The 24,422-nt window shown below is 67.3% G+C and carries 28 protein-coding genes and 2 pseudogenes; 23 read left to right on the plus strand and 7 right to left on the minus strand.

The features are described 5' to 3' along the window. Positions 1-18 precede the first annotated feature (18 nt). Positions 19-462, minus strand: a pseudogene (locus Y590_RS27580) (DMT family transporter). Between the two features lie 331 nt (positions 463-793). Here Y590_RS27580 and Y590_RS17275 point away from each other — a divergent pair. The 5 genes from Y590_RS17275 to Y590_RS17295 all read left to right on the plus strand — a co-directional run bounded on the left by Y590_RS17275 (position 794) and on the right by Y590_RS17295 (position 5,052). Beyond that, positions 794-1,558, plus strand: a complete 765-nt coding sequence (locus Y590_RS17275; protein ID WP_060770926.1) for an enoyl-CoA hydratase-related protein — start codon at positions 794-796, stop codon at positions 1,556-1,558. A gap of 2 nt (positions 1,559-1,560) precedes the next feature. After that, entirely contained in the window at positions 1,561-2,412 is an 852-nt protein-coding gene (locus Y590_RS17280) for an SDR family NAD(P)-dependent oxidoreductase (RefSeq protein ID WP_201026797.1), read from the plus strand. Continuing rightward, positions 2,409-3,263: an SDR family oxidoreductase gene (locus Y590_RS17285; RefSeq protein ID WP_060770927.1), complete on the plus strand. Its 855-nt coding sequence runs from the start codon at positions 2,409-2,411 to the stop codon at positions 3,261-3,263. The genes Y590_RS17280 and Y590_RS17285 overlap by 4 nt, the downstream gene beginning before the upstream one ends. Before the next feature lie 25 nt (positions 3,264-3,288). Continuing rightward, on the plus strand, positions 3,289-4,293 hold the full coding sequence (locus Y590_RS17290; RefSeq protein WP_060770928.1) for a magnesium transporter CorA family protein: 1,005 nt from the start codon (positions 3,289-3,291) through the stop codon (positions 4,291-4,293). Between the two features lie 213 nt (positions 4,294-4,506). Beyond that, positions 4,507-5,052 (plus strand): YciE/YciF ferroxidase family protein, encoded by a 546-nt coding sequence (locus Y590_RS17295; protein WP_060770929.1) that lies wholly within the window; start codon positions 4,507-4,509, stop codon positions 5,050-5,052. 154 nt (positions 5,053-5,206) lie between these two features. Here Y590_RS17295 and Y590_RS17300 read toward each other — a convergent pair whose 3' ends face one another. Next, on the minus strand, positions 5,207-5,488 hold the full coding sequence (locus Y590_RS17300; RefSeq protein ID WP_060770930.1) for a hypothetical protein: 282 nt from the start codon (positions 5,486-5,488) through the stop codon (positions 5,207-5,209). Positions 5,489-5,860: 372 nt separating this feature from the next. Here Y590_RS17300 and Y590_RS17305 point away from each other — a divergent pair, with 372 nt between their 5' ends. From Y590_RS17305 to Y590_RS17320, 4 genes and pseudogenes are all read left to right on the plus strand, one after another. Beyond that, positions 5,861-6,337, plus strand: a complete 477-nt coding sequence (locus Y590_RS17305; RefSeq protein WP_060770931.1) for a BLUF domain-containing protein — start codon at positions 5,861-5,863, stop codon at positions 6,335-6,337. 454 nt (positions 6,338-6,791) lie between these two features. Then, entirely contained in the window at positions 6,792-7,706 is a 915-nt protein-coding gene (locus Y590_RS17310) for a cobalamin B12-binding domain-containing protein (RefSeq protein WP_060770932.1), read from the plus strand. A gap of 127 nt (positions 7,707-7,833) precedes the next feature. After that, on the plus strand, positions 7,834-8,256 hold the full coding sequence (locus tag Y590_RS25905; RefSeq protein WP_083530896.1) for a BLUF domain-containing protein: 423 nt from the start codon (positions 7,834-7,836) through the stop codon (positions 8,254-8,256). Between the two features lie 649 nt (positions 8,257-8,905). Then, positions 8,906-10,955 (plus strand): annotated as a pseudogene (locus tag Y590_RS17320) (ATP-binding protein); the annotation flags it as partial. Positions 10,956-11,139: 184 nt separating this feature from the next. Here the strand turns inward: Y590_RS17320 and Y590_RS17325 are convergent. Both Y590_RS17325 and Y590_RS17330 read right to left on the minus strand, forming a co-directional pair. Then, positions 11,140-11,325: a hypothetical protein gene (locus tag Y590_RS17325; protein WP_144439990.1), complete on the minus strand. Its 186-nt coding sequence runs from the start codon at positions 11,323-11,325 to the stop codon at positions 11,140-11,142. Positions 11,326-11,372: 47 nt separating this feature from the next. Continuing rightward, complete coding sequence (locus Y590_RS17330) at positions 11,373-12,293, minus strand: oxidoreductase (RefSeq protein ID WP_060770936.1); 921 nt, start codon at positions 12,291-12,293, stop codon at positions 11,373-11,375. A 122-nt stretch (positions 12,294-12,415) separates the two neighbouring features. Here Y590_RS17330 and Y590_RS17335 point away from each other — a divergent pair, with 122 nt between their 5' ends. Next, on the plus strand, positions 12,416-12,988 hold the full coding sequence (locus tag Y590_RS17335) for a fasciclin domain-containing protein (RefSeq protein WP_060770937.1): 573 nt from the start codon (positions 12,416-12,418) through the stop codon (positions 12,986-12,988). Between the two features lie 239 nt (positions 12,989-13,227). Next, positions 13,228-14,064 carry an alpha/beta fold hydrolase gene (locus Y590_RS17340; RefSeq protein WP_060770938.1) on the plus strand — a complete coding sequence of 279 codons (837 nt, stop codon included), beginning with the start codon at positions 13,228-13,230 and terminating at the stop codon, positions 14,062-14,064. Positions 14,065-14,153: 89 nt separating this feature from the next. Here Y590_RS17340 and Y590_RS26520 read toward each other — a convergent pair whose 3' ends face one another. Then, a complete protein-coding gene (locus Y590_RS26520) occupies positions 14,154-14,585 on the minus strand; it encodes a hypothetical protein (protein ID WP_144439991.1) in 432 nt (143 codons plus the stop codon). 84 nt (positions 14,586-14,669) lie between these two features. Between Y590_RS26520 and Y590_RS17345 the strand changes: the two genes are divergently transcribed. From Y590_RS17345 to Y590_RS26525, 6 genes are all read left to right on the plus strand, one after another. After that, complete coding sequence (locus Y590_RS17345; protein ID WP_060772345.1) at positions 14,670-15,188, plus strand: GAF domain-containing protein; 519 nt, start codon at positions 14,670-14,672, stop codon at positions 15,186-15,188. 61 nt (positions 15,189-15,249) lie between these two features. Then, entirely contained in the window at positions 15,250-15,468 is a 219-nt protein-coding gene (locus Y590_RS17350) for a hypothetical protein (protein ID WP_060770939.1), read from the plus strand. A gap of 241 nt (positions 15,469-15,709) precedes the next feature. After that, positions 15,710-15,943, plus strand: a complete 234-nt coding sequence (locus tag Y590_RS17355; protein ID WP_003605770.1) for a hypothetical protein — start codon at positions 15,710-15,712, stop codon at positions 15,941-15,943. Between the two features lie 5 nt (positions 15,944-15,948). Beyond that, positions 15,949-16,197, plus strand: a complete 249-nt coding sequence (locus tag Y590_RS17360) for a BrnA antitoxin family protein (protein WP_060770940.1) — start codon at positions 15,949-15,951, stop codon at positions 16,195-16,197. 62 nt (positions 16,198-16,259) lie between these two features. Then, positions 16,260-16,994, plus strand: a complete 735-nt coding sequence (modB, locus tag Y590_RS17365) for a molybdate ABC transporter permease subunit (RefSeq protein ID WP_060770941.1) — start codon at positions 16,260-16,262, stop codon at positions 16,992-16,994. 239 nt (positions 16,995-17,233) lie between these two features. Then, positions 17,234-17,593, plus strand: a complete 360-nt coding sequence (locus tag Y590_RS26525; RefSeq protein ID WP_158509753.1) for a TonB C-terminal domain-containing protein — start codon at positions 17,234-17,236, stop codon at positions 17,591-17,593. A gap of 171 nt (positions 17,594-17,764) precedes the next feature. Here the strand turns inward: Y590_RS26525 and Y590_RS17370 are convergent, their stop codons facing one another. Beyond that, positions 17,765-18,421, minus strand: a complete 657-nt coding sequence (locus Y590_RS17370) for a glutathione S-transferase (protein ID WP_060770942.1) — start codon at positions 18,419-18,421, stop codon at positions 17,765-17,767. Positions 18,422-18,532: 111 nt separating this feature from the next. Here Y590_RS17370 and modC point away from each other — a divergent pair, with 111 nt between their 5' ends. Further along, a complete protein-coding gene (gene modC / locus Y590_RS17375) occupies positions 18,533-19,627 on the plus strand; it encodes a molybdenum ABC transporter ATP-binding protein (RefSeq protein ID WP_060770943.1) in 1,095 nt (364 codons plus the stop codon). 108 nt (positions 19,628-19,735) lie between these two features. On the opposite strand, the gene Y590_RS26530 is transcribed toward modC, so the two are convergent. After that, positions 19,736-19,915, minus strand: a complete 180-nt coding sequence (locus tag Y590_RS26530; protein ID WP_135299395.1) for a hypothetical protein — start codon at positions 19,913-19,915, stop codon at positions 19,736-19,738. 138 nt (positions 19,916-20,053) lie between these two features. On the opposite strand from Y590_RS26530, the gene Y590_RS17380 reads away from it, so the two are divergent. The 5 genes from Y590_RS17380 (at position 20,054) to Y590_RS26540 (ending at position 24,260) form a co-directional block, all read left to right on the plus strand. Then, positions 20,054-20,806 carry a nucleotidyltransferase domain-containing protein gene (locus tag Y590_RS17380; RefSeq protein ID WP_286161768.1) on the plus strand — a complete coding sequence of 251 codons (753 nt, stop codon included), beginning with the start codon at positions 20,054-20,056 and terminating at the stop codon, positions 20,804-20,806. A gap of 23 nt (positions 20,807-20,829) precedes the next feature. After that, on the plus strand, positions 20,830-21,879 hold the full coding sequence (pdxA, locus tag Y590_RS17385) for a 4-hydroxythreonine-4-phosphate dehydrogenase PdxA (RefSeq protein WP_060770944.1): 1,050 nt from the start codon (positions 20,830-20,832) through the stop codon (positions 21,877-21,879). Positions 21,880-21,887: 8 nt separating this feature from the next. Beyond that, on the plus strand, positions 21,888-22,778 hold the full coding sequence (rsmA, locus tag Y590_RS17390; RefSeq protein WP_060770945.1) for a 16S rRNA (adenine(1518)-N(6)/adenine(1519)-N(6))-dimethyltransferase RsmA: 891 nt from the start codon (positions 21,888-21,890) through the stop codon (positions 22,776-22,778). A 346-nt stretch (positions 22,779-23,124) separates the two neighbouring features. Next, positions 23,125-23,592: a hypothetical protein gene (locus Y590_RS26535; RefSeq protein WP_144439993.1), complete on the plus strand. Its 468-nt coding sequence runs from the start codon at positions 23,125-23,127 to the stop codon at positions 23,590-23,592. Positions 23,593-23,831: 239 nt separating this feature from the next. Then, positions 23,832-24,260 carry a hypothetical protein gene (locus Y590_RS26540; RefSeq protein WP_144439994.1) on the plus strand — a complete coding sequence of 143 codons (429 nt, stop codon included), beginning with the start codon at positions 23,832-23,834 and terminating at the stop codon, positions 24,258-24,260. The last annotated feature ends 162 nt before the right edge of the window (positions 24,261-24,422 follow it).

Consider the following 24,422-nt stretch of genomic DNA (forward strand, 5'->3'; position numbering starts at 1 on the left):
CGGGTCTCAAATCTCAATCTAAAAAACAGCCACCAACCCCACTCCAACAACCTTCAACACCGCCCCCGCAACCCGCCAAACGCTCGCCGGGTGCACTCGAAACCCGATCCAGCCAAAGTGGTCGAGCACGAGAGAGGCGAGCACGCCCACGGTGACGATGATGCCCAAAAAACTCGCGGCGCCGAAGGCGGGGGAGGCGTAGAGCCGGGCCAGGATCGGCAGAACACGCAAAAAACCGCCGAGCCACGCCCATCACGGCACCGGCCCGAGCGGCGGGCCGGTGGGGCGTTCGCGTTTGCCCAGGGCGAGGCCGCCCGCGAGCCCGGCGGCGGTGCCGACCGGCAGGGTCAGGAGGGCCGCCGTCACCGGCAGGCCGAGCGCCTTCGACAGCGTCGCGGTCTGTCCCGGCTGGATCGCGTTGGCGAGACCGGCGCGGATCGTGAGAGCGTCGCGTGACCCCATCGCCCGACATCCGGGACGCGGACCGCCCCGTTGCGCGGGTGCGACACCCAGGACCGCCCCGCAAGCCGGGGCGTCGGGGCCGGCGCGGCGAGCTTTGGTTCGGGGCCTGCGCGCGGATCGACCCGGCCGGCCGCGCGAACGGCGCCTCGGGCCGCCCGTCCCCGCCGGCCTCCGTCCGGGGCGCGGGGCCGTGACCCCGCCCGCGGGCGCGCGCCCGAACCGCGGCGATGGCCCCTCGACAAAGCGTCGCCGCGGGAAGAAGGGTGGGGCAGGGGGCCGATGCCGTCGGGGCGCAGACGGCGCTCGGGATCGGCGCGGGGGGCGAGGGCGGATGAGCGAAGCCATCACCATCGAGGATGTTTCGGGGGGCGTCCGCCTGATCCGCTGGAACCGCCCGGCCAAGAAGAACGCGCTGACCGGGGCGATGTACGACGCCGCCACGGCGGCGCTGACGGGCGCCGACGACGACTCCCAAAACATCGGGGCGGTGGTGTTTGCCGGGGGGCCCGGCGCCTTCACCGCCGGCAACGATCTGGCCGATTTCTTCGCCGCCGGCACGGCGCCGCGCGCGTCGTTTGCCGAGATGCCGGCCCTGCGCTTCATCCGGCAGCTCGCCCGCACCCGCACGCCGATGGTCGCGGCGGTGGACGGGCTCGCCATCGGCGTCGGCACGACGCTGACGCTGCATTGCGACCTCGTCTATGTCGGGCCGCAGGCGCGCTTCCGCATGCCGTTCGTGGAACTCGGCGTGGTGCCGGAGGCCGCCGCCAGCCACCTGCTGCCGCGCCGGATCGGGCTCGCCCGCGCCTCGGCGCTGCTGCTGCTCGGCGAGCCGTTCGACGGCGCGGCGGCGGTCGCGCTCGGGCTCGCCAACGCCGAACTGCCCTCCGAGGCGCTGGAGGCGCACGCGCTGGCCCAAGCCGCGCGGCTGGCCGCCCTGCCGCGCCGGGCGGTGCAGGCGACCCGCGCGCTGATGCGCGGCGATGCGGCGGCGGTCGAGGCGGCGATCGAGGCCGAGGCGCAGGCCTTCGAGGCGGGCCTGCGCGATCCGGAGACGCAAGCGCGGCTCGCCCGCTTCCTCGCCGGCAAGGCGTGAGCGTGCCGCCGGATCTGCGGGGAAAGGTCTGCCTCGTGGCCGGGGCCTCGCGCGGGGTCGGGCGCGGGCTCGCGCGGGGGCTCGGGGAGGCGGGCGCGACGGTGATCGTCACCGCGCGCTCCTCCGAGACCGGGCGGCGCACCGAGACGCGCCCGGAAGCGATCGAGGACACCGCCCGCGCCGTCGATGCGGCCGGCGGCGAGGGCCACCATTACCTGTGCGACCACACAAGCGAGCGGGCGGTGGACGAACTCGTGCACTGGGCGCTGCGCCGGTTCGGGCGGATCGATGTCGCGGCCTCCAGCGTCTGGGGCGGCAACGAGGGCTATGACGGCGAGCGCTACCCCGACGGCGCCGCCTGGGGCACGCCATTCTGGCGCCGCTCGGCCGAGCCGTTCTCGCAGTTCCTCGGCACGGGGCCCTATCCGGGATTGCTGCTGGCGCGCGCCGTGGCGCCCGCCATGGTCGCCGCGCGCGCCGGCCTGATCGCCTTCGTCTCCTTCGGCACCGAGGAGGGGTATCTCGGCGATTTCTACTACGACCTCGCCAAGGCGGCGACGAACCGGCTCGCCTTCGCCTGCGCCGCCGAACTGCGCCCCCACGGCGTCTGCGCGCTCAGCCTGTCGCCGGGCTTCGTCGCCACCGAGCGGGTGCGCGATCTCGGGCAGGAGGCGCTGGCCACCGAGAGCCCGCTCTATGCCGGCCGGGCGCTCGCGGCGCTCGCCGCCGACCCCTCCGTGCTGGACCGGGCGGGGCGGACGGTCCATGTCGGGGATCTCGCCCGCGCCTACGGCTTCACCGACGCCGACGGCCGCCAGCCGGAGCGCTTCCGGATCGCAGAGGAGATGCCATGAGCCTGGCCGGGAAAACGCTGTTCATCACCGGCGCCTCGCGCGGCATCGGCCTCGCCATCGGCCTGCGCGCCGCCCGCGACGGCGCCAACGTCGCGATCGCGGCCAAGACCGCCGAGGCGCATCCGAAGCTCGAAGGCACGATCTTCACGGCGGCCGAAGCCATCGAGCGGGCCGGGGGCCGGGCGCTGCCGCTCACCGTCGATGTCCGCGACGAGGAGGCGGTGAAGACGGCGCTGAATGAAACCGCACAACAATTCGGCGGGATCGACATCGTGGTCAACAACGCGAGCGCGATCTCGCTGTCGAACACGCCCAAGACCGAGATGAAGCGCTTCGACCTGATGCATCAGATCAATACGCGCGGCACCTACATGGTCAGCAAATACGCGATTCCGCATCTGGAGCGGGCGGAGAACCCGCACATCCTGATGCTCTCGCCGCCGCTCGACATGGCGGAGAAATGGTTCGCGCCGCATCTGGCCTACTCGATGGCCAAGTTCGGCATGTCGCTCTGCGTGCTCGGGCTCGCCGGGGAACTCCGGGGCCGGGGCATCGCCGTCAACGCCCTGTGGCCGCGCACCACCATCGCCACGGCGGCGATCCAGAACCTGCTCGGCGGCGACGCGCTGATGCAGGCGAGCCGCCGGCCCGAGATCGTGGCGGATGCCGCGCACGCCGTGTTCCTGCGGGAGGCCAAGAGCTTCACCGGGCATTTCCTCATCGACGACACGGTTCTCGCCGAGGAAGGCGTCACGGACTTTTCAAAATACCGCGTCACAGCAGGCGTTCCGCTTGCGCCGGACTTCTTCGTGCCGGACACAAGCGTCGCCCCGCCCGGGGCCCTCGACTGAAGCCTCATCCCACAGGTCACATCCGTTGATCTTCACCCACAAGCCCGTCGCGGGCGGCTCCCAGACGGTGCTGGAGCGCCGCTACCTCGAACTGCAGGAGCCGATCTCCGAGGACACGGTCTGGCTCGACCTCGTGCGCCCGACGCGGGAGGAGGAGGTGAAGGTCGAATCCTTCCTCGGCATCACCGTGCCGAGCCGCGAGGAGATGAAGGACATCGAGCCCTCCGAACTGCTCTACGTCGAGGCCGGCGCCCGCTACATGACGGGCCGCGTGCTCTCCCGCGTCAGCGATTCCGAGGAGCCGGGCCTGGCCGGTATCACCTTCATCCTGCGCGACAGCCGGCTCATCACCGTGCGCTACGAGGAGCCGCAGGCGTTCCGGATGTACACCCAGCGCGCCGGAAGGGCGACGGGCAACGGGCCGTCGCGCTCGGTCTCGGGCGAGTCGATCCTGGCCGGGCTGATCGAGGCGGTGATCGACCGCGCGGCCGACGTGCTCCAGCTCCAGGGCGAGCGCATCGACCGGCTCTCGCGAAAAATCTTCGAGGACAAGGGCGACCCGTCCTCGCGCAACAACGCGCTGCAGGACACATTGCGCTCGCTCGGGCGCTACGGCGACCTGATCTCGAAGCAGCGCGAGAGCCTCGTCTCGATGGAGCGCATCCTGCTCTCGCTCTCGGCCACCTACCGCACGGCCAAGGCCCCGCGCGAGCTGCGCGAGGACGTGCGCTCGACCCTGCGCGACCTGCAATCGCTCGAAGAGCACGCGACCTTCATCTCGGCCAAGATCCAGTTTCTGCTCGACGCGACGCTCGGCCTCGTGAACCTGGAGCAGAACAACATCATCAAGCTGTTCTCGGTCATGGCGGTGGTGTTCATGCCGCCCACCCTGATCGCCTCGATCTACGGCATGAACTTCAAGACCATGCCGGAGCTCGACTGGCATTTCGGCTATCCCGCCGCCGTCGGCATGATGGTGGTGGCCGCCGTGCTGCCTTACGTGTTCTTCCGCTGGAAGAAGTGGCTGTAGCCCGCGCCGAACCCTGTGCCGGGGGCGGGTGATCCGGCCTCCGGGCCGATCCCGGAAACCCCGCCGCCACCGGCCGAGGTTCCCGGAATTTTACGACCTCCCCCCAAGATAATTTTCGGACCCTGTCGCCTGAATTCACGTTCTTAAGGTGTCGGCCGACGGTGAGATCACTCCCCCGGCCCCCTTCGTTCAGCAATCAGGAGACGAACTCCCATGGCCACCAAGCAGAAGACCTTGCACGATGCCTTCTACGAGACGTTGAAGGATGTCTATTACGCGGAAAAGCAATCGGTGCGTGCGCTGAAGAAGGCGACCAAGGCGGCCGAACATGACGAACTCCGCCAAGCGTTCGAGACCCATGCCGAGGAGAGCGCCAACCAGGTGGAGCGCCTGCAGCAGGTGTTCGAGATCATCGGCAAGCCGGCCCGCGCCAAGACCTGCGAGGCGATGCAGGGCCTGACCTCCGAGATGGAGGAGGATCTGGAGGATTTCGAGGACAGCCCGGCCGCCGACGCGGTGCTGGCGGCCTGCGCGCAGGCGGTCGAGCATTACGAGATCGCCCGCTACGGCACGCTCAAGACTTGGGCGACCCAACTCGGCTACGCGGACGCCGCCAAGCTGCTCGACGAGACCCTTCAGGAAGAGAAGAAGACCGACGAACTACTCTCGCAGATTGCCGAACGGATCAACACCGAGGGTTCCGAGGAAGACGCAGAGACCGGCGAGACGAAGGGCAAGGGACGCCGCAAGAGCGCCTGACGCTTAGCGCCACGGTCCATGCAAAGGGAAGGGCGCCGCAAGGCGCCCTTTCCCCGTCGATAAGGCCCGAGAACCGGACAACCCGCACCCGGCCGGCGACGCCGCGCCAGGGCCGGAACGGTAAGGGGCGCCGAACGGCGCCCCCCTTCGTGCATCAATACCGATAATTTCGGCTCGGATAGGCCTGCCCGCCGCCATAACCCGCCCCGCGGGGCTGGACCCGGGAGCCGTAATCGACCTCCCGCCGCGCCCGCCGGTTCGCCAGGGCGCGCCCTGCCAGACAGCCGGCGACGGCACCGACGACGCCGCGCTCGGCCAGATAGTGCCCGGCGACACCGCCGATGATCGCGCCCTTGATGCAGCCCTTGGCTTCCGCGGTCCCGGCGCCGAGCCCCGTCATGACCGTCAGCGCCAACGCCGTCGCGAGAATTCGCATGCTGTTCCTCCCAGGTGGTGGCGGGAGAAACGACGGCGGCGCGATTGGCGTTCCTTGCGCGCGCCTCGCCGGTCTCGGCGATGGCCGGGAACGAGCGTTCCCGCAGAGGCGCGGCGCAGTTTGTGACGTGTCTCTCCCGGCCGAACAATGCCGTAGGACCGAGTGCTCAGGTGCCTGGAGGCTGAGCTTGTGCTCGCACATCGGCACCGGGCGAAGAGGACCCACCGGGTTCGACCCATTGCAAGCCGTGGGAATGTCCGCACGACGACCTCTGCGACCAGGTCCCGTTTCAAAATCAGGTTGGATGCGATATCGTTTTGCCTGCGCACCCGGCGGAACGGCCCGTCCCGCATCAATGGAGCTAGTCCACTCATGTTGGACGAATACGGATTTTTCCGTGGCGCTGAACTGGACGAAGGCGCGTTGCCCGCTCTGTATCACTTCGTCTACTGCAGCCGCGCCGCCGACGGCGTCGATGACGCGGAGGTCGGCCGTATTGTCGAGTCGGCCCAGCGCCACAATCTCGCGCGCGGCATCACCGGAGTTTTGGTTTTCGGCAGCGGCATCTTCTTCCAGTGGATTGAGGGGCCGGCCGCCGAGATGCAAAATCTTATCGCGAGCCTGCACGGTGATTCACGCCATCACGATATCGTAGCGCTGAGCCAGAGCGAGGAAGAGCGGGAGCGTCTCTATCCGAACTGGGACATGGAGAAGGTCGAGGCCGAGGATATCCGCCTCGTACTACAGGACGCCCTCGAGAGCACTGAAGACAAGGACAATATTGCGGCACTGACGCGGATTCTCCAGCAGCTCGACTCCGGCCCTCTCAATTCACTTGGGCGAGGATAGAGCATCGTCCTGGATATCGAATCCAAGGCGATGCTCTATCCTCTTGTTTTTGCATCATCCTTTTCCGAAATCCGGCAACCACCTTTCGGGATGATGCTTGAGAGCCGTATCCGACCCGATTGCATCAGGCCGGCGTCTCTCGGTCATTGTTTTGGCGCGCATTCCGACGAACCGGTGGCCACTTCGTCGGAATGCGCTCGAGCCGAAACAGCACCTGGCAGCCTCCAGCCAACGGATTACTCACATCGTGCCCAAGATGATAATGAGTGCGAACGGAACGAAGAAAAATAATCCTATCTCTGGCCTGCCGTACGGAACAGTCACAATCCAAAACCAGAACTTTCCGTGAGCTCCTTTACATTCTTCCGGAGAGGCGCTCTGATGTGCTCAAGAGGTGCACGGCATCGATCGACAAGCGCCCCCTGCAAAGGAAGAGAGTTCTGGGGAGCGGACCATGTCAAACCTCGCTTCGTCCACCGCGGCGTGGACTGACCCGTCGGCACGTCAAGCCGGTTGGGCCTCAGAGGTTCGGCTTGCCTATGCAAGCAAACGCACGGCCGAGGAGAGCCGCCAGCGCGCGCTCGCTCTCAGCCGCCTTGTCGAAACAGACATCATCCCTCGTTTGAAGCTGCTTCACCCGCAGCTTGCGCCCGCGGCGAGCGTTCCGCTTGCCAAACCTGATGCGCAGCAGGTCGAAGCCTTCACGCAGCTCCTCCTCGATTCGAACCTCTCTGCGGCATCGGACGCCGTCAGAAATCATTTAGCCAAAGGCTACTCTACCGAGAGTATGTTCCTTGAACTTCTAGCGCCTGCCGCTGCTTTGCTCGGACGCTTATGGGACGAAGATCTCTGCGATTTCATTGAGGTGACTGTGGGCGTCGCTCGCCTTCAGCTCCTCCTCTCGCAATACAGACCTGAACCAAGGGTTTCATTCCACGACGAACACCGCTCTGCCCTTTTGATGGGAGCGCCCGGCGAGCAGCATACGTTTGGCGTCGCCCTCGTCGAACAGTTCCTGCAAGTCGCTGGATGGCAGGTCGTGAGCGGCTTGGCGTCCAGCCCTAGCGAGATCTCAAACCTCGTGAGTTCCACGTGGTTCGATGTCGTCGGACTAACACTCAGCTGCGAGACGCGCCTCGATCGGCTGACGGCCTCGATCCAGTCGATCCGTGAGGTCTCACGGAACCGTTCTGTCGGCATTATGGTGGGCGGCCCCGTCTTCCTCGACAAACCCGAACTCGTCGAGCGTGTCGGAGCGGACGCATCGGCTGTCGATGCGCCGACGGCTGTCCTGCTGGCTCAGAGACTTCTCGACATCAATCTCGAAAGCAGGCTCCAGCCTGATACCAAGGCCACATCCTACGCGTGAGTCCAAGATTTCAGACCTAGAGCCGTATCCGACCTGATTTCATCAGGCCGGCGCCTCTAGAGCATCGTCCCGAATGGTGGTTGCCGGTTCGTCGGAAAGCGCTCTAACTCGATGTGAGGCTGATGCAATGAATCTCGTGCAGCTCATCTATGCGTCCCGTCCCTTCGGGTTTGATCAATCTGCCCTGGATAACATCCTCACTCAATCGCAACGCTGCAATACACGAGACGGACTGACAGGCGCTCTGATTTGTCGTGGAGACATCTACCTGCAACTTCTGGAAGGCAAGGCAGACGTTATCGATGCGACGTATGCGCGGATCGTCAGAGATGACCGTCATCTTGAGATCCATCGCTTATCCTATGCAGCTGCAACCGAGCGTCTTTTTCCGGCCTGGGCCATGCGTAGCGATCCCGCACGCTCTTGGATGTGGTCCCAGACTGAAGTCGCCAATGGGGCAGCAACTCAGGCATCCCCGGAACACGTGCTTGGGATTTTTCAACGGCTGGCGGCCGAGCCGGATGAACAACCTCAGCTCACAATCATGTAATTTGCGATCGGACGGCTTGTATCAATAATCTTGCTTTCGCGCTTTTGAATTAACATGAAATTGTACAATTTTCATCTCAATATCAAGAGCGAATGCGCCAATAATACCCAATGACACTGCGGATCGCTACAGTATCGTCCTGGATATAGGATTCAGGACGATACTCTATCCTCTTGTTTTTGCATCATCCTTTTCCGAAATCCGGTAATCACCTCTTGGAATGAGGCTCTTGATGTCTGCTTACGGGCAGCTTTCGACGATTTCGGATGACGGGCCTCGGTCGGATGCGGAACGTCCGCGTCGCGCCGGAAGGCCAAAGTCCAGTTGCCGCCCTTTTCGGGCTCTCGGGGTGTCCGCTTCTCGGCGACACCGCCTCAGCCTTCGTACAGAACCGGTTTGTGTCATTGACGACCTTTGACGGTACCGCTCAAGCGTGACAGACCGTTGGTATGTCGAACACGCCGACCCGCAACGTCTCCCCCACGGCCGAATTGATCGCCGACATCCACGTTGAAGTTACTTCGGATTACGACTCGAACGCGAGTGAGGTGGTGCGAGCCGGGCTCCGCCTTCGGATCGCGCGTGACCACACGCGTTCGACGGGTTGCAAGCGAACCCGCGCGGATGATCGTTCAGGTCACCGAGCCGCATGACCGCCTCGAGATCAGCCCCGACATTTCCACGGGGTTTCCTCAACGACGTCGTCGCGGTCGAAAGCATCGCGGCCGTGCCCACCATCCTCGATGTGGTCTGTCGCACCACGGGCATGGGCTTCGCCGCCGTCGCACGTGTCACCGAGGACCACTGGGTCGCCGGCGCCGTCAAGGACGACATCGCCTTCGGCCTCAAGCCCGGTGGCGAGCTGGATCTTGAGACGACCATCTGCCACGAGATCCGGCAGAGCGGGGTCCCGGTCATCATCGACCACGTCGCCCATGACCCGGCCTTCTGCGAACATCACACACCCGCCAAGTACGGCTTCCAGAGCTACATCTCGATGCCCATCGTGCTGCCGGACGGCACGTTCTTCGGCACCCTCTGCGCCATCGATCCGAAGCCCGCCAAGCTCAACACGCCCGCGGTCGTGGGCATGTTCAAGATGTTCGCCGACCTGATCGGCTTCCACCTCGATGCCAACCAACGCCTTGCATCGCGCACGGCCGAGCGCGACCTCTACGAGAACATCGTTCAGTCCTACGCAGAGCCGATCTGCGTCTTCGATCAAGCGTACCGGCTGATCGCCTTCAACAAGGCCCACAACGACGAGTTCTTCCGGGTCAACGGCTTCTACACGAAGATCGGCGACGTCTTTCCCGATCTGTTCATTCCGGAGCAGGCCGCCGCGATGCGCGCGAATATGGGCCGCGCGCTGGCGGGCGAGGCGTACACGGTCGAAGCCGTCTTCGGCCGGGCCGAGTTCGGCCAGCCCTGCTGGGAGATCACCTACACACCCCTACGCGACGCGGCCGGAACGATCGTCGGCGCCTTCCACCAAGCGCACGACATCAGCGCGCGCCTCAGGGCCGAGGCTGAGCTTCGGGATGCGCAGGACGTGCTGCGGCAGTCGCAGAAGCTGGAGGTGATCGGCCAGCTCACCGGCGGCGTGGCGCACGATTTCAACAACCTTCTGACAGTCATCAAGTCGTCGACCGACCTCCTCAAGCGGCCGGATCTCGCCGAGGAAAGGCGCACCCGCTACATCGAGGCGATCTCCACCACGGTGGATCGCGCCGCGAAGCTGACCGGCCAGCTTCTCGCCTTCGCACGGCGGCAGACACTCAAACCCAAGGTGTTCGCAGCCTGCGGCAGCGTGCGCTCGCTCTCCGAAATGCTGGGTACGCTCACCGATTCTCGCATCACGGTCGTGACCGAGTTGCCGGAGAACGCCTGCTTCGTGAATGCTGACCCGAGCCAGTTCGACACGGCGCTGGTGAACATGGCGGTGAACGCGCGCGACGCGATGGCGGGTGAGGGGCAGCTCGCCATTCGCGTGGAGGCCGTCGAGCGGATGCCACCCGTGCGCGCGCACCCCGCGGTACAGGGGCCCTTCGTGGCGGTGTCGATCAGCGACACGGGCAGCGGCATCGCCAAGGACGTGGTCGAACGGATCTTCGAGCCGTTCTTCACCACCAAAGCGGTCGGGCAAGGCACCGGCCTCGGGCTCAGCCAAGTCTTCGGCTTTGCCAAGCAGTCACATGGCGAGGTCGTGGTGGACAGCGAGGTCGGACGGGGCACGACCTTCACGCTCTACCTTCCCCGCGTGCCCGGCGAGATCCAGGCGCCGGAGCCGAGCGAGCCGACGCCCGTGCCGAGCGGTCGCGGCACCTCCGTGCTCGTGGTCGAGGACAACGTCGAGGTCGGCACCTTCGCCACGCAGACCCTGGCGGAACTCGGCTTCGGCACGGTCTGGGCGGCGAATGCCGCGGAAGCCCTGGCGGAGTTGGCCAAGGACGCGGATCGCTTCGACGTGGTGTTCACGGACGTGATGATGCCCGGCATGAACGGCGTCGATCTCGCCCGCGCGATCCAGCGGCTTCACCCCGACCTGCCCGTCGTCCTGACCTCCGGCTACAGCCACGTTCTGGCCCAGACCGGCACCAACGGGTTCGAGCTTCTGCAGAAGCCCTACTCGGTCGAACAGCTCTCGCGCACCTTGCAGGCGGTTGCCAAACCTGCCCGCCCGCAAGCGCATCGGTGACGGGGAGTGCCGGGCAAGACGCTGCGGCTCAATACTCGGCTTTCCGCCTAACCCGGTCCCTCGACGGCTCAACGACGCTGACGCGACGACAAGCGGCCACCAAGGAGCAGCAGGAGTGAGCCTGCTCCGGCAAGGATGGGCGCGAGGACGGGCGCCATCTGCATCACCGGGACGTAGAGCCAGCCTTAGGCGAGGATGGGCTCCTCCCTGTCGAGCCCGATCTGCTCCGAGACGGGTCGGCCATGGGCCTCCGGGCGCTTGAGCACGAGAGCGGCGGTCGGCTCGTCCGAGAGGTCGATCACCCCGGTGAAGAGGCGGGCCCCTCCCGCGAGGAGGGACAGGACGAGCAGCCCCCAGGCAAGCCTGCGCATCGCACCTCCCGCGGCCGAGACGAGTGGGCGCAAGTCCGAAGCCTCGCTCACAGCGAGAACCGCACACCCGTGAGCGTCTCCGAGACCGCCCAGAGCCGCCCCGCCGCCGCGCGGTCGAGGGCTTGGGCGGCGATCGCGGCGGGCTTTGGATGGCCGCGGGCCTCCCAGACGCCGTCCGGTCCGTAATAGCCGCCGCGCTCCGCCTCCGGCGCGGTGGCCGCGTAGAGGATCGGCAGGGCGCCTTGCGCCGCCGACTGGCCGATCAACGAGAAGATCACCCGTCCCGCTCGCTGCTGGAACGCGCCGGCCCGGTCGCCCCGCCGGAACACCTCGGTGCGGGCGAGCCCCGGATGCGCCGCGAGCGAGGCGATGCCCGATCCCGCCGCCTTCAGCCGCCGGTCGAGTTCGAGGGCGAACATCAGCAGCGCGAGCTTGCTCTGCCGGTAGGCGCGCTGTGCCCCGTAGGTCTCGCGCCAGTGCAGGTCGTCGAACCGGATGCGTCCGCTGCGATGGGCGAGGCTCGCCACCGAGACCACCCGCGCCAAGGGGCTCAGGGCCGGCCGCAGCAGCCCGGTCAGCGCGAAATGCCCGAGATGGTTCGTGGCGAGTTGCCGCTCGAAGCCGTCGACGCTCTCCTCGCGCCGGGGCACCGCGGCGATGCCGGCATTGAGCACGAGCCGGTCGATCGCCCACTCCGCCGGCCATTCCGCCGCGAAGGCGCGCACGGAGGCGAGCGAGGCGGTGTCGATCCGGCGCAGCGACAGCGCGGCGCCGGGATGCGCCCGCCGGATCGCCGCCGCGGCGCGCTCCCCCTTCTCGAGATCGCGCACCGCCAGGACCACCGCAGCCCCCGCCCCGGCCAGCGCCCGCGCCGTCTCGAACCCGAGCCCGGCGCTCGCTCCCGTCACCACGGCGCAGCGACCGGCCTGCGAGGGGATGTCGGCAACGGTCCAGGGATGTCTCGCCATCGGGCGGCGGTCCTCACGCTTCGAATCGAAAAAAGCCGGGCACGCGAAACCGATTGCGCGCGGGCTCCGTAATGGGCGGTGTGATCCCCGAACGAAGACGGGGCACGGGCACAGGAGAAACCATGTTCCGTATCCGCAATTCGGTTATCAAATCGCTGACCCTGGGCGCTGCGCTCGCCCTCGGCCTCGCCGCCGCGCCGACGGCGGCGCTCGCCAAAAATCCGATGGTCGGCGGCGCGCCGATGTACGCTTCGAAGACCATCGTCGAGAACGCGGTGAACTCGAAGGACCACACCACGCTGGTGGCGGCGGTGAAGGCGGCGGGTCTCGTCGACACGCTCTCCGGCCCCGGCCCCTTCACCGTCTTCGCGCCGACCGACGCCGCCTTCGCCAAGCTGCCGCCGGGCACGGTCGAGACCCTGGTACAGCCGCAGAACAAGGCGACGCTGACGGGGATCCTGACCTACCACGTCGTGCCGGGCACCTACACGGCCAAGGATCTGATGGCCCTGGCCAAGCGGGGCGGCGGGGAAGCCAGCCTGAAGACCGTCCAGGGCGAGCCGCTCACGGTGCAGGCCCGGGGCAAGAAGGTGTTCGTGACGGACGCCAAGGGCAACACCGCCACCGTCACCATCGCCAACGTGATGCAGTCGAACGGCGTGATCCACGTCATCAACGGCGTGCTTCAGCCCTGATCCACCGCTGAGATGCGCGAAGCCTCGGCCCGTCTGGGCCGGGGCTTTTTCGTTCGGCCCCGATCTCACGGGCTCGACCGGCCGGCCTCCTGATCCCACGCAAAATACCACTTCCGGAAACGATGGGTTTCCATCGTTTCACATTCCCAAATCCGCGCTCCGGGATCATCCTCGCATCGTCAAGCCACACCCGGAGCCGAAGGCCGCTTCGGACCACCGCACCGTGAGGAGAGGCGAGCATGGCGACGATCACCACCGGGGACGGCACCGAGATCTTCTACAAGGATTGGGGGCCCAAGGACGCGCAGCCGATCATGTTCCATCACGGCTGGCCGCTCTCGTCCGACGACTGGGACGCGCAGATGCTGTTCTTTGCGCACCAAGGCTTTCGCGTCGTGGCGCATGACCGGCGCGGCCATGGCCGCTCGGCGCAGGTCTCCGAGGGCCACGACATGGACCATTACGCCGCCGACGCCGCGGCGGTCGCCGAGCATCTCGATCTCGGGAACGCCGTCCATGTCGGCCATTCCACCGGCGGCGGCGAGGCCGCGCGCTACGTCGCCCGGCACGGCGAGCCGCAGGGCCGCGTCGCCAAGGCGGTGCTGGTGAGCGCCGTACCGCCGCTGATGCTGAAGACCGAGGCCAACCCGGAGGGCCTGCCGATCGAGGTCTTCGACGGGTTCCGCAAGGCGCTGGCCGACAACCGCGCCCAGTTCTTCCTCGATGTCGCCGCCGGCCCGTTCTACGGCTTCAACCGCGACGGCGCGGCGGTCCGAGAGGGCGTGATCCGCAACTGGTGGCGTCAGGGCATGATGGGCTCGGCCAAGGCGCATTACGAGGGCATCAAGGCGTTCTCGGAAACCGACCAGACCGAGGACCTGCGGGCGATCTCGGTGCCGACGCTGGTGCTCCACGGCGAGGACGACCAGATCGTGCCGATCGTCGCGGCGGCGCGCAAATCGATCACGCTCCTGCGCAACGGTACGCTGAAGACCTATCCGGGCCTTCCGCACGGCATGCTCACGGTCAACGCGGAGCAACTCAACGCCGACATCCTCGCCTTCATCCACGGCTGAGCGGGGCGCCGGCTCCATACGCTCCCGACGAAGGGAAACCGGCCCGGCTTCGGGCAGCGCGTCGGGTCGGGATCATCGAGCCCGGCCTGTCACCCACCGGCGGCATGGTCCGGCAGGGCCTGATCACGGCGAGCGATCAGACCGTCATGGAACCACATCCAAAACTGATCTGGGGGTGATCGCTCACCTTCGATCGGCTTCTTGCCATTCATTGTGTTAGACAAAAATATAGTATCTCTCACAAAACTTCCGCGGCACCGTGATCGCCAGAGAAAGAACGGCCAGAGATCGGGAATTTCGTGAGGCCCTCTCAAAGCGACCCGCCGGCCCGGATCACTGCGAAAGGCCTTCTGCCAGCCAGCGACAATCAAGCGGAACTTGCTGCAAAGGAAATTTGGCACTTCGAAAGTCTCATGCGGCCGGCTCAAGTCCGGGATACCGGCCAGCGCGATCCGCTCGCCGATCTTCTCGTCGATCCTGGCGTCGGGCGGCGTCTCCTTCGGCGGGACGGCGGCGATCACCAGGCCTTCATGTCCCGGTTTTGCCTCCCGCGCGCCGTGACACGGACGGGCCGCCTGTACGGATCGGCCCAGACCCGCTACCTTATGCACATGTTAGATGAGAGCTCCCAGGCCAACCCGCATCTGATGCGGACCGCCGAGCTCATGGCCGCGGCTCAGTCCCTGGAGGACGTCGTCGACGTCCTGGCACGGACGGCCCGTCGGATCGCCGGCTCCGACGGAATCGCCGTCGTGCTGCGGGAGACGGACGTCTGCGCCTATGTCGCCGAGGATGCGATCGAGCCGCTCTGGAAGGGGTGCCGCTTCCCGCTCGACCTCTGCGTCTCCGGCTGGGCGATGGAGAACCGTGAGACGGCCGTCATCCCGGATGTCGGTAGCGATCCCCGCATCCCAGCCGCCGCCTATGCCTACAAGGCGATCCGAAGCCTCGTGATGGTCCCGATCGGTGCGCCCGAACCGGTGGCCGCACTCGGCGCCTATTGGTGCGCCATGGTCTGGCTCGACGCGGCGACGGTGTCCCGCCTCGAAGCGCTGGCCCGCCAGGCCACGGTGGCTCTCGCCCGGCTGCGCGCCCCCCAGAGCACCGAACCGGCGGTCTCCTGAGGGCCGGCATGGATGACCGGCCGCCCGTTCGGGGATAAGCCTCGTCGATCTAGGAGGATGCATGCCGGTTTTCGTTCTCAGAGGCGCCTGCCGTGCACCCGACGGCCAGATCGGGCCGCCGCTGTTCGAAGAGACGATCACGGCGGCCAGCCCGAGCGAAGCGGTCCGGCTCGCCAACGCGCACGATCTCTCGTCCAAGGACGAGCGGGCGAACGCGCTCTGGCTCGTCGATGCGCAGGGCCTCCTGCACTGGTCCCTGCGGCGCGCGGACCGGGATTGAACGGGGCCGGATCGAGCGGGCCGGCCTCTTTCTCGCAAACGTTGCGATGAGCGGGGGAAAACCAGCCCCGCCCTGGCTGAATTGGTCATTGCGGGTGCTTTCGTGCTAAGTCCTGAGGAGAAATCCTCGATGGTCCTGCTCGGGGTTGATTGCCGTCCCGCGCCCGACCTTTCCCGCGTCGGGACGCCGCGCGCCGCCGCCGGGGCTTCACGCGGCGCGAGTTCTCGTCGAAAGATCTTTCATGAGCGACGATATCGACGCCAAGACCCGCGCCGCCGAGCGCGCGGAACGGGCCGAGCGTATGGCCCGCGAAGGGCAGCAGGCCATGGCCGAGCATCTGGCCGCGGTCAAAGCGGTGGACGAGCGCACCGTGCGCCTGCGGGCCCTGCGGCTCGCCAAGGAGGCGGAGGAGGCCGCGGAGCGCGCCGCCAACCCGCCCGCGCCCAAGCGCGGCCGCAAGAAAGCGACGGCCTGACCCTCATGGCCATCGACCGTACACGCCGCCCGAGCGACCCGCGCCAGGCCGCCGAAGCCGCCTTCCGCGCGGTGACGACGCGCAAAGCCCCCGAGGAGACCGCGCCGGCAGCGCCGAGGGCGCCGCTCATTCCCGGCACGCGCGAGACGGTGTCCCTGCGCATCGACCGGGCCGTGCTGGAGCACTACCAGAAGGATGGCCCGGGCTGGCAGGACCGCATCAACGCCGCCCTCAAGGCCGCCGCAGGTCTTTGAGGGCGGAGCTTTGAGGGCGAGCCTCGGCGGATGACCGTGCCCGGCTTCTCCGCCTTGCGGGGATGGGCGCCGTGAGCGGGCTGGCGGATTGGCCCTCGGCGTGGCTCGGCCTCAGCCCCGACGAGACGACGGCGCTCCTTCTCTCCCTGCGCGTCGCCCTTGTCGCGACGCTGGCGAGCCTACCGCTGGGCCTGCTGCTGGCGTGGCTGCTGGCGCGGCGGCGCTTCCCCGGCCATGCCCTGCTCGACGGGCTCGTCCACCTGCCGCTGATCCTGCCGCCGGTGGTGACGGGCTACCTGCTGCTGCTCGCCTTCGGCCGGCGCGGCGTATTCGGCGCGTGGCTCGCCGAGATCGGCATCGTGTTCTCGTTCCGCTGGACCGGCGCGGCGCTCGCCGGCGCGGTGATGGGCCTGCCGCTGATGGTGCGGGCGATGCGCCTGTCGATCGAAGCGGTGGACCGCCGGTTGGAACAGGCGGCGGCGACGCTCGGCGCCGCGCCGCCGCTGGTGTTCCTGAGCGTGACCCTGCCGCTCAGCCTGCCCGGCATCCTCGCGGGCGCAGTGCTCGCCTTCGCCAAGGCGATGGGCGAGTTCGGCGCGACCATCACCTTCGTCTCGAACATCCCCGGCGAGACCCAGACCCTGCCCTCGGCGATCTACACGCTGACCCAGGTGCCGGGCGGGGAGGCGGGGGCTTTGCGCCTCACGCTGGTCTCGGTCGCGGTCTCGATGCTGGCGCTGGTCGCCTCCGAGGGGCTGGCGCGGCGGATGAGCCGGCGGATCGGGACGGGGCGGTAGGCGCTCATTCCCGGATCTAGGTCGTGCCGCCCGTCACGCAGAGATCTACGGTTGCCATACGCCATGGCTCGGCAATCGTTGCAATCTACAGTATTACTTTGACATGATACAACTTTTGTAGCAGTTTGCTTAAGCTCGGCCGTTCACGCCTATCCAAAGGATAACGACGGTGTCGAGCCGATCGAAGACACTCCGCGACGCGAACGCCCATGCTCGCCCCCTCGGCATCGACAAAAGGAATGGCAGTCACCATCATGCTTTTGGCATGGATGATGACCTCACCCGATGCGTCCGCCAAGTCTATCTGCCGCACATGGGACGGCCCTGAAATATCCGAATACAAAGAAAAACTCTATCCAATTGCTGTCAGGCTCGCTCGGTCGAGGATCTACGCCCCTCACATAGACCTCGTGACCGTCATCGCCATAACGATCGACAAGAATGGCCGACTGATCGCCTCCGAAACAGCGCGGCGATCAAGATCGCCCTGGTTCGACCAGGAAATCCTCCTTGCCTTTCCGGTGGGACTGCGCCTTCCCCCCTTGCCAGCCTGCGGACCGGAGTCGATCAAGGCCTTTATTCCAATACGCGTTCGTTGAGCGGTCTGCTTCCCGGGCTCCGCCGTCCTCGGGGGCGAACCGATCCCCGCCGAAACGCCGGCGGCTCCCGCGGTGTCCGGCCCCCGATGGCGACGGATGGCCCTGCCGGCATCAGCGAAGCGGCGGCCTCCTTCGAACACCGCGCCCCACGACCCACCCGCATCGCGCGTCTCACGCGTAGGCGTAAGGCCCGCCCCGCTCCAGCGCCCGCCGGTAGGCCGGCCGCGCGTGGATGCGGGCCAGCCAGTCCGTCAGCCTCGGGCCCGCCCCGGTCCCGCGGGCGGCAAAGGCTTCGAGGGGAAAACTCATCATGATGTCGGCGGCGGTGAAGGCCTCGCCGCAGAAATACGCGCGCTCGGCCAACTCCGACTCCCAGTAGGCGGCATGGCGGCGCAGCTCCGGATCGACGAACCCGCCGGTGACCTTCCCCGCGATCGCCCGCACCAGCGGGCGCAGCAGGGCGGGGCTGCCCGGCGCGAGCCGTGAGAACACGAGCTTGAGGAGCAGCGGCGGCATCGCCGACCCTTCCGCGTAGTGCAGGAAATAGGTGTAGCGCGCCCGCTCCGGCGTGTCCGGCGGCGGCACCAGGGCGCCGCCCGCGCGGGCCGTGAGGAATTCGACGATGGCGCCGGTCTCGGCCACGACCTGCCCGTCGGCCGCGATCACCGGCGACTTGCCGAGGGGATGCACGGCGCGAAGTTCGCGCGGCGCCAGCATCGTCGCGGGGTCGCGCTCATAGCGCTTCACGGTGTAGTCGAGCCCCAGCTCTTCGAGCAGCCACAGCACCCGCTGCGAGCGGCTGTTCTCCAGATGGTGGACGGTGATCATCGCCTGCCTTTTTCGATCCTGCGCCGACAACGCGGCAGCGCGCGCATCGGGCCACTTGTCTTCGGATCGGTTTTTCTGAAAAGCCGGCGCAACCGTGCGAGCCGAGGCAGCATGACCATCGCCATCGACGTTTCGCTCCGCCGCGACGGCTTCGCGCTCGATGTCGCCTTCACCGCGGGCGCCGGCCTCACCGCCCTGTTCGGGCGCTCGGGCTCGGGCAAGACCACGGTGATCGACCTGATCGCCGGGCTGGCCCAGCCGCAGCGCGGGCGCATCGCCATCGACGGGACGGTGCTGCTCGACACCGCGCGCGGCATCCGCGTGCCGGTGCATCGGCGGCGGATCGGCTGCGTGTTCCAGGAGGCGCGGCTGATGCCGCATCTCAGCGTGCGGCAGAACCTGCGCTTCGGCCGCCTGTTCTCCCGCGGGGCAGGGGGCCCGAGCCTCGACGCGGTGGCGGACCTGCTCGGCATCGGCCCGCTGCTGGAGCGGCGCCCGGCCGGCCTGTCGGGGGGCGAGCGGCAGCGGGTGGCGATCGGCCGGGCGCTGCTGGCCCGCCCGCGGCTGCTCCTGATGGACGAGCCGCTCTCGGCCCTCGACGAGGCCCGCAAGCGCGAGATCCTGCCCTATATCGAGCGCCTGCGCGACGAGGCGGGCCTGCCCATCGTCTATGTCAGCCATTCCGTGGCGGAGGTGGCGCGCCTCGCCTCGACCGTGGTGGTGCTGGAGGCCGGGCGCGTGGCGGCGAGCGGCCCGGTCGATGCCGTGCTGCGCCGGCCCGACCTGATCCCCGACGGCGCGGAGGCCGGCAGCGTGCTCGCCATGCGGGTCGAGCGCCACGATCCGGAGGCCGGCCTGACACGCCTGACCGGCCCGGCCGGCCCCCTCGACCTGCCGCTGATCGACGCGCCGCAAGGCCGCCGCCTCAACCTGCGGGTGCCCGCCCGCGACGTGCTGCTGGCGCTCGCCCGGCCCGAGACCCTGAGCGCCCGCAACGTCCTGCCGGGCCGTGTCGCCGCCCTTCGGGAGGAGGGGACGGCCTGCCTCGTCGAGGTGACCTGCGGCGGGGCGACGCTCGCCGCCCGCCTCACCCGCGCCTCCGCCCGCGATCTGGGGCTCACGGTCGGGCGCCCGGTCTTCGCCATCGTGAAGAGCGTGGCGCTCGATGCGGGCGGGGCGCCGGGGGGCGGGCGGATCGAGATTTGAGGGGAGAGCCGGCGCACGGAAAACGGATGCTCGTCGCGGGTCAGCCCATCGGAACCGGACAACCCGTCGCAGCCAAGCTGAACTGAGCATCGATGACGATGCGGGCCTTCACTCGGCCAGTTTCGTCTGGTTGTCGTTCAGAGCCGGAACGTAGGCTTCTGTATTGCGCTGCGCCGACTTTTCTCGCGCCGACAAAATTGCCTTGGCGATTGCCGGAGAGCGCCGATTGATCCAGGCCTCTTGACGGGCGCGCGGCTCGCGAGGCGAACGTTGTTGGCGCGACTTCATCTCACCCCCCTTCACCATACAGTCCGGTCTTCTAAGAATGCGCGCAGCGGCGGCAACGGCAATTTTTGCGACGATCGCCTCCCAGCCGCTCCGCCAAATCGCCTCGGCGATCCGTGAAAGCGCGCTATACGCTCGCCCATGGCCCTTGCCGACAGACCGCTCGCCCTCGGCGATCCCGAAATCCCGGACCCCGCCGCCGACCGGCTCAGCCTGTCGGTGCCCGTGGCCGAGGTCGAACCCGACGACGGCAGCGATGGAGCGGTCGCCACAAGCGGAACCGCCCATCGACACAACGCCGGCGCACCGCCGGAGGACGACTGGTCGCCCTGGCATCCGGGCGAACTGGCGCGGCGGCTGGACGCGGTGGCGCGGCCCTGGTGCGTCGTCGGCGGCTGGGCCCTCGACCTGTGGCACGGGCACCAGACCCGCGACCACGAGGATCTCGAATTCACGGTGCTGCGCGACGATGTCGGGGTCTTCCGCCAAGCCCTATCGGACATGACGCTCTACACGGTGGCCGACGGTCGCTTCGAGATCCTGCCGGAAGGCGCAGAGCCGCCGCCTCATATTCTCCAGATCTGGTGCTTCGATGCCCGCGCCGCCCGCTGGCGGGTCGATCTGATGATCGAGCCGGGCGAGCCGGACGCCTGGGTCTGCCGGCGCTGCCCGGCCATCCGGCATCCCCGCGCGGGGATGGTGGCATCGACGCCCGAGGGCATCCCCTATCTCAGGCCGGCCGCCGTCCTGCTGTTCAAGGCCAAGCATCGGCGCGACAAGGACGAGGCCGATTTCGAGCGGGCCCTGCCGCATCTGACCCCCGCAGAACGGCGCTGGCTGCGGGAGGGTCTCGACCGCTTGCATCCCGGACATGCCTGGGCGCAGGCATTGTAGGCGAAACGCTGTATACGTCCCGCATGGCCTCCGACGACAGACCGCTCGCCCTGACCCTCGGCGATCCCTCCGGGATCGGGCCGGAGATCGCGCTCGCCGCGTGGCGGCTGCGGGGCGAGCGGGAGGTGCCGCCGTTCCAGCTCATCGGCGATCCGGATTTTCTGGAGGCCACCGCCTACCGGCTCGGCCTGTCGGTGCCGGTGGCCGAGGTCGAGTCCGACGATGCCTGCGAGGTGTTTCCCCGCGCCCTGCCGGTGCTACCGCTGCCGAGCGGGGCCAAGGTGATCGCCACCCCCGGCGCGCCGGATTCGGCCAATGCCGGCGCGATCGTCGAGTCGATCACCGCCGCCGTCGATCTGGTGCGCTCCGGCGCGGCCTCGGCCGTGGTGACCAACCCCATCGCCAAGTTCGTGCTGACGCGGGTCGGCTTCGCCCATCCCGGCCATACCGAGTTTTTGGCCGCACTCGCCGCCAAGGAGGGGCGCGAGCCGCCGCTGCCGGTGATGATGATCTGGAGCGACGCCCTCGCCGTGGTGCCGGTGACGATCCACGTCGCCCTGCGCCGCGTGCCGGACTTGCTGACGCAAGATCTGGTCGAGCGCACCGCGCGCATCGTCCACGCCGACCTGCGCGCCCGCTTCGGCCTCGAACGGCCCCGCCTCGTCCTGTCGGGCCTCAACCCGCATGCGGGTGAATCCGGCACCATCGGCACCGAGGACCGCGACGTGCTGGCCCCCGCCGTCGCGGCTTTACGCAGCGAGGGCATCGACATCCGCGGGCCGCTGCCGGCCGACACCCTGTTCCACGAACGCGCGCGGGCGACCTACGACGTGGCCCTCACCCCCACCCACGATCAGGCGCTGATCCCGGTCAAGACGCTGGCCTTCGACGAGGGCGTGAACGTGACGCTGGGGCTGCCCTTCGTGCGCACCTCGCCCGACCACGGCACCGCCTTCGACATCGCCGGCAAAGGGATCGCCAAGCCGGACAGCCTGATCGCCGCCCTGCGGCTGGCGCATCGCCTCGCGCACCGCCCGGCGGACACCGTCCTGCTCTTCCCCGTCCGCGCCTGAAGCGATCGATGAGCACCGAAGCGTTGAGCACCGACGGCCTGCCGCCCCTGCGCGAGGTCGTGCGGCGGCACGGGCTGGAGCCGAAGAAGGCCCTCGGCCAGAATTTTTTGTTCGACCTCAACCTGACGGGCCGCATCGCCCGCTCGGCAGGCGCGCTCGAGGGCGTGACGGTGGTGGAGGTCGGCCCCGGCCCCGGCGGGCTGACGCGGGCGCTGCTGGCGGCGGGCGCCAAGCGCGTGGTGGCGATCGAGCGCGACCCCCGCGCGCTGCCGGCTTTGGCCGAGATCGCCGCGCATTACCCCGGCCGGCTCGACGTGATCGATGCCGACGCCGTCGGCTTCGACCCGCGCCCGCTGGTCGGCGACGGGCCGGTGCGGATCGTGGCCAACCTCCCCTACAACGTCGCCACCGTGCTGCTCACCGGCTGGCTCGGCGCCGACACGCGGGATGACGTCTGGCCGCCTTGGTGGGACTCGGCGACGCTGATGTTCCAGCGCGAGGTCGCCGAGCGCATCGTCGCCGACGAGTCGGACCGGGCCAATTACGGCCGGCTCGGCGTGCTCTGCGGCTGGCGCACACAGGCGACCATCCTGTTCGACGTGGCCCCCTCCGCCTTCGTGCCGCCGCCAAAAGTCACCTCCAGCGTCGTCCACCTGCGCCCGCGCCCCGAGCCGCTGCGCTGCCGGATCGCCGACCTGGAGCGGATCACCCGCGCCGCCTTCGGCCAGCGCCGCAAGATGCTGCGCCAGAGCCTGAAGGCCGCCACCCCCGACCCCCTCCGCCTGCTCGCCGCCGCCGGGCTGCCGGAGACGGCGCGGGCGGAGGAGATCCCGGTCGCGGGGTTCGTGGCGCTGGCGCGGGCGCTGGAGGCGGGGGAAGCGTGTGAAAGCGCCCGGTAACCGAGCTTCCGGGGCCGGGCGACGTCTTTTTATAGTGTTGGCGACCATTCTCTGACATGGCCGCCCGTCACGAACTTTGTTCTGGCCGCCGGCCATGTCCGCGGCTGCCGATGGGCTCGTCTTTCATCAGGGCCCGATCATGGGCCGGTCCTCGTGCCGAAACACGGATGGAAGCCAGGAGCCCCGCGGGTGCGAAACCATCAATGTGATGCATGCCCCTCGATCGCGTCTTAACGCGACCGGAAGTGCAAACTTCCGACCCGAAGCGGAACATGTGTTCGCCCCCTCTACAATTCTTTGATGTAAACACACTGAATATTAAGATCGAGGGCGCACTTAGGCCACCATGGCGGAGCTTTCTGAAAGTGAATTCCTCAAGGTGCTCCTTGGCTGGGCGCTGATACCAGCCGTGATCTTGTTCTCATATCTTTATCTCGGCATCGTTCCTTCTAGAAGTGGGATTGGTTACAGGCCTTGCCAGCCGATCGTCGTATATGACGATGAGAATGTCTGTATTTCCGAAGCAATCGTTGGTCGCGCAGAGTGCGAGGCGGGCTTCTCCATATTAGCTGAACGCAGGCGTCTGAATGCTGAAGTTGAAGGTTTAGCATTTCACTTACGTCTTGCGCGGCGACCGGCTCCGAGCGCTGTTGTTGTGCAAGACCGTTCTGCGCGCCTTGATGATGGCTCGTTGATCCACTTGCGAGAAAACTGTAACTTCAAGACCATGGTCGAGAAGGGGCGGGCCGTCAAACAGTTGCGCGCGCATTTGCGCGACCACAAGTATCTTTACGCCCACCGTGGTCAGCGCTGATTACCACAGTGACTTGCCCCGCTGATCTCGCCCTCTACAATCGATATGTGGCGGCTATCGCCCGCGAGGCCCGTTCAGCCGCATGCCCGCTACCATGTTCCTCGTATTTCTCCTCCTAGGGCCGCCGATTGGCTTCGCCGCTTTCGCAATCGAGATGAATTACGCACAAATCGGATTTGAGTGCGCAATTTAACTCGACGTCGTGATCTTTGGCCCAAGATGCGCATCAGGAGATACGCGTGAATAGTGCTGCAAAGAAAATTATCATACTCACTGGTGCCATGGTCGGTCTTGCAAGCGGGACATCGTGGGTGAGGCCCCCGCAACCTGTGACGGCCGGACAGCCTCACGTAATAGGCGTCGCCCCTACGGCATTCATTGAGACGAAGATTAGTGGCGAGCGCATCTCGCATCCAATGATCCATGCCAAGATACGAGTGCCGGAGCAGTCGGATTTAGCTGTCTTGGCAATGTTCGCAAACCAGTTCTTCCATTCACGAGTACAAGGCGAGGCCGAGGCGTCTTCGAAAAATATGGTCTGGATCACATTTTATTTCGCAGACAAACCCGAGAAACTTGACGGCAAAGTAAGGACGTATCGGGAGATTTTTGTTCGTGAGGCGTCGGCTTGGTATCGTCTCTACCAGGGCGGCAAACAACTCCTCTAAGTCGGCTTCCTGCCCTTCGCAGACCCTCAGAAGGTCCGCTTCGCGTCAGTTTGATGAGCGGCACCCACGGCCGGGGTGGGTGGATTTCGGTCGGTCTGCTTACGAGCGAAAAAGCATTGAAGCGGAAGTAGCTGCGCCGCACGCTCCTGAATCATAGTAGAT

Source organism: Methylobacterium sp. AMS5, from assembly GCF_001542815.1.
Lineage (GTDB): Bacteria > Pseudomonadota > Alphaproteobacteria > Rhizobiales > Beijerinckiaceae > Methylobacterium.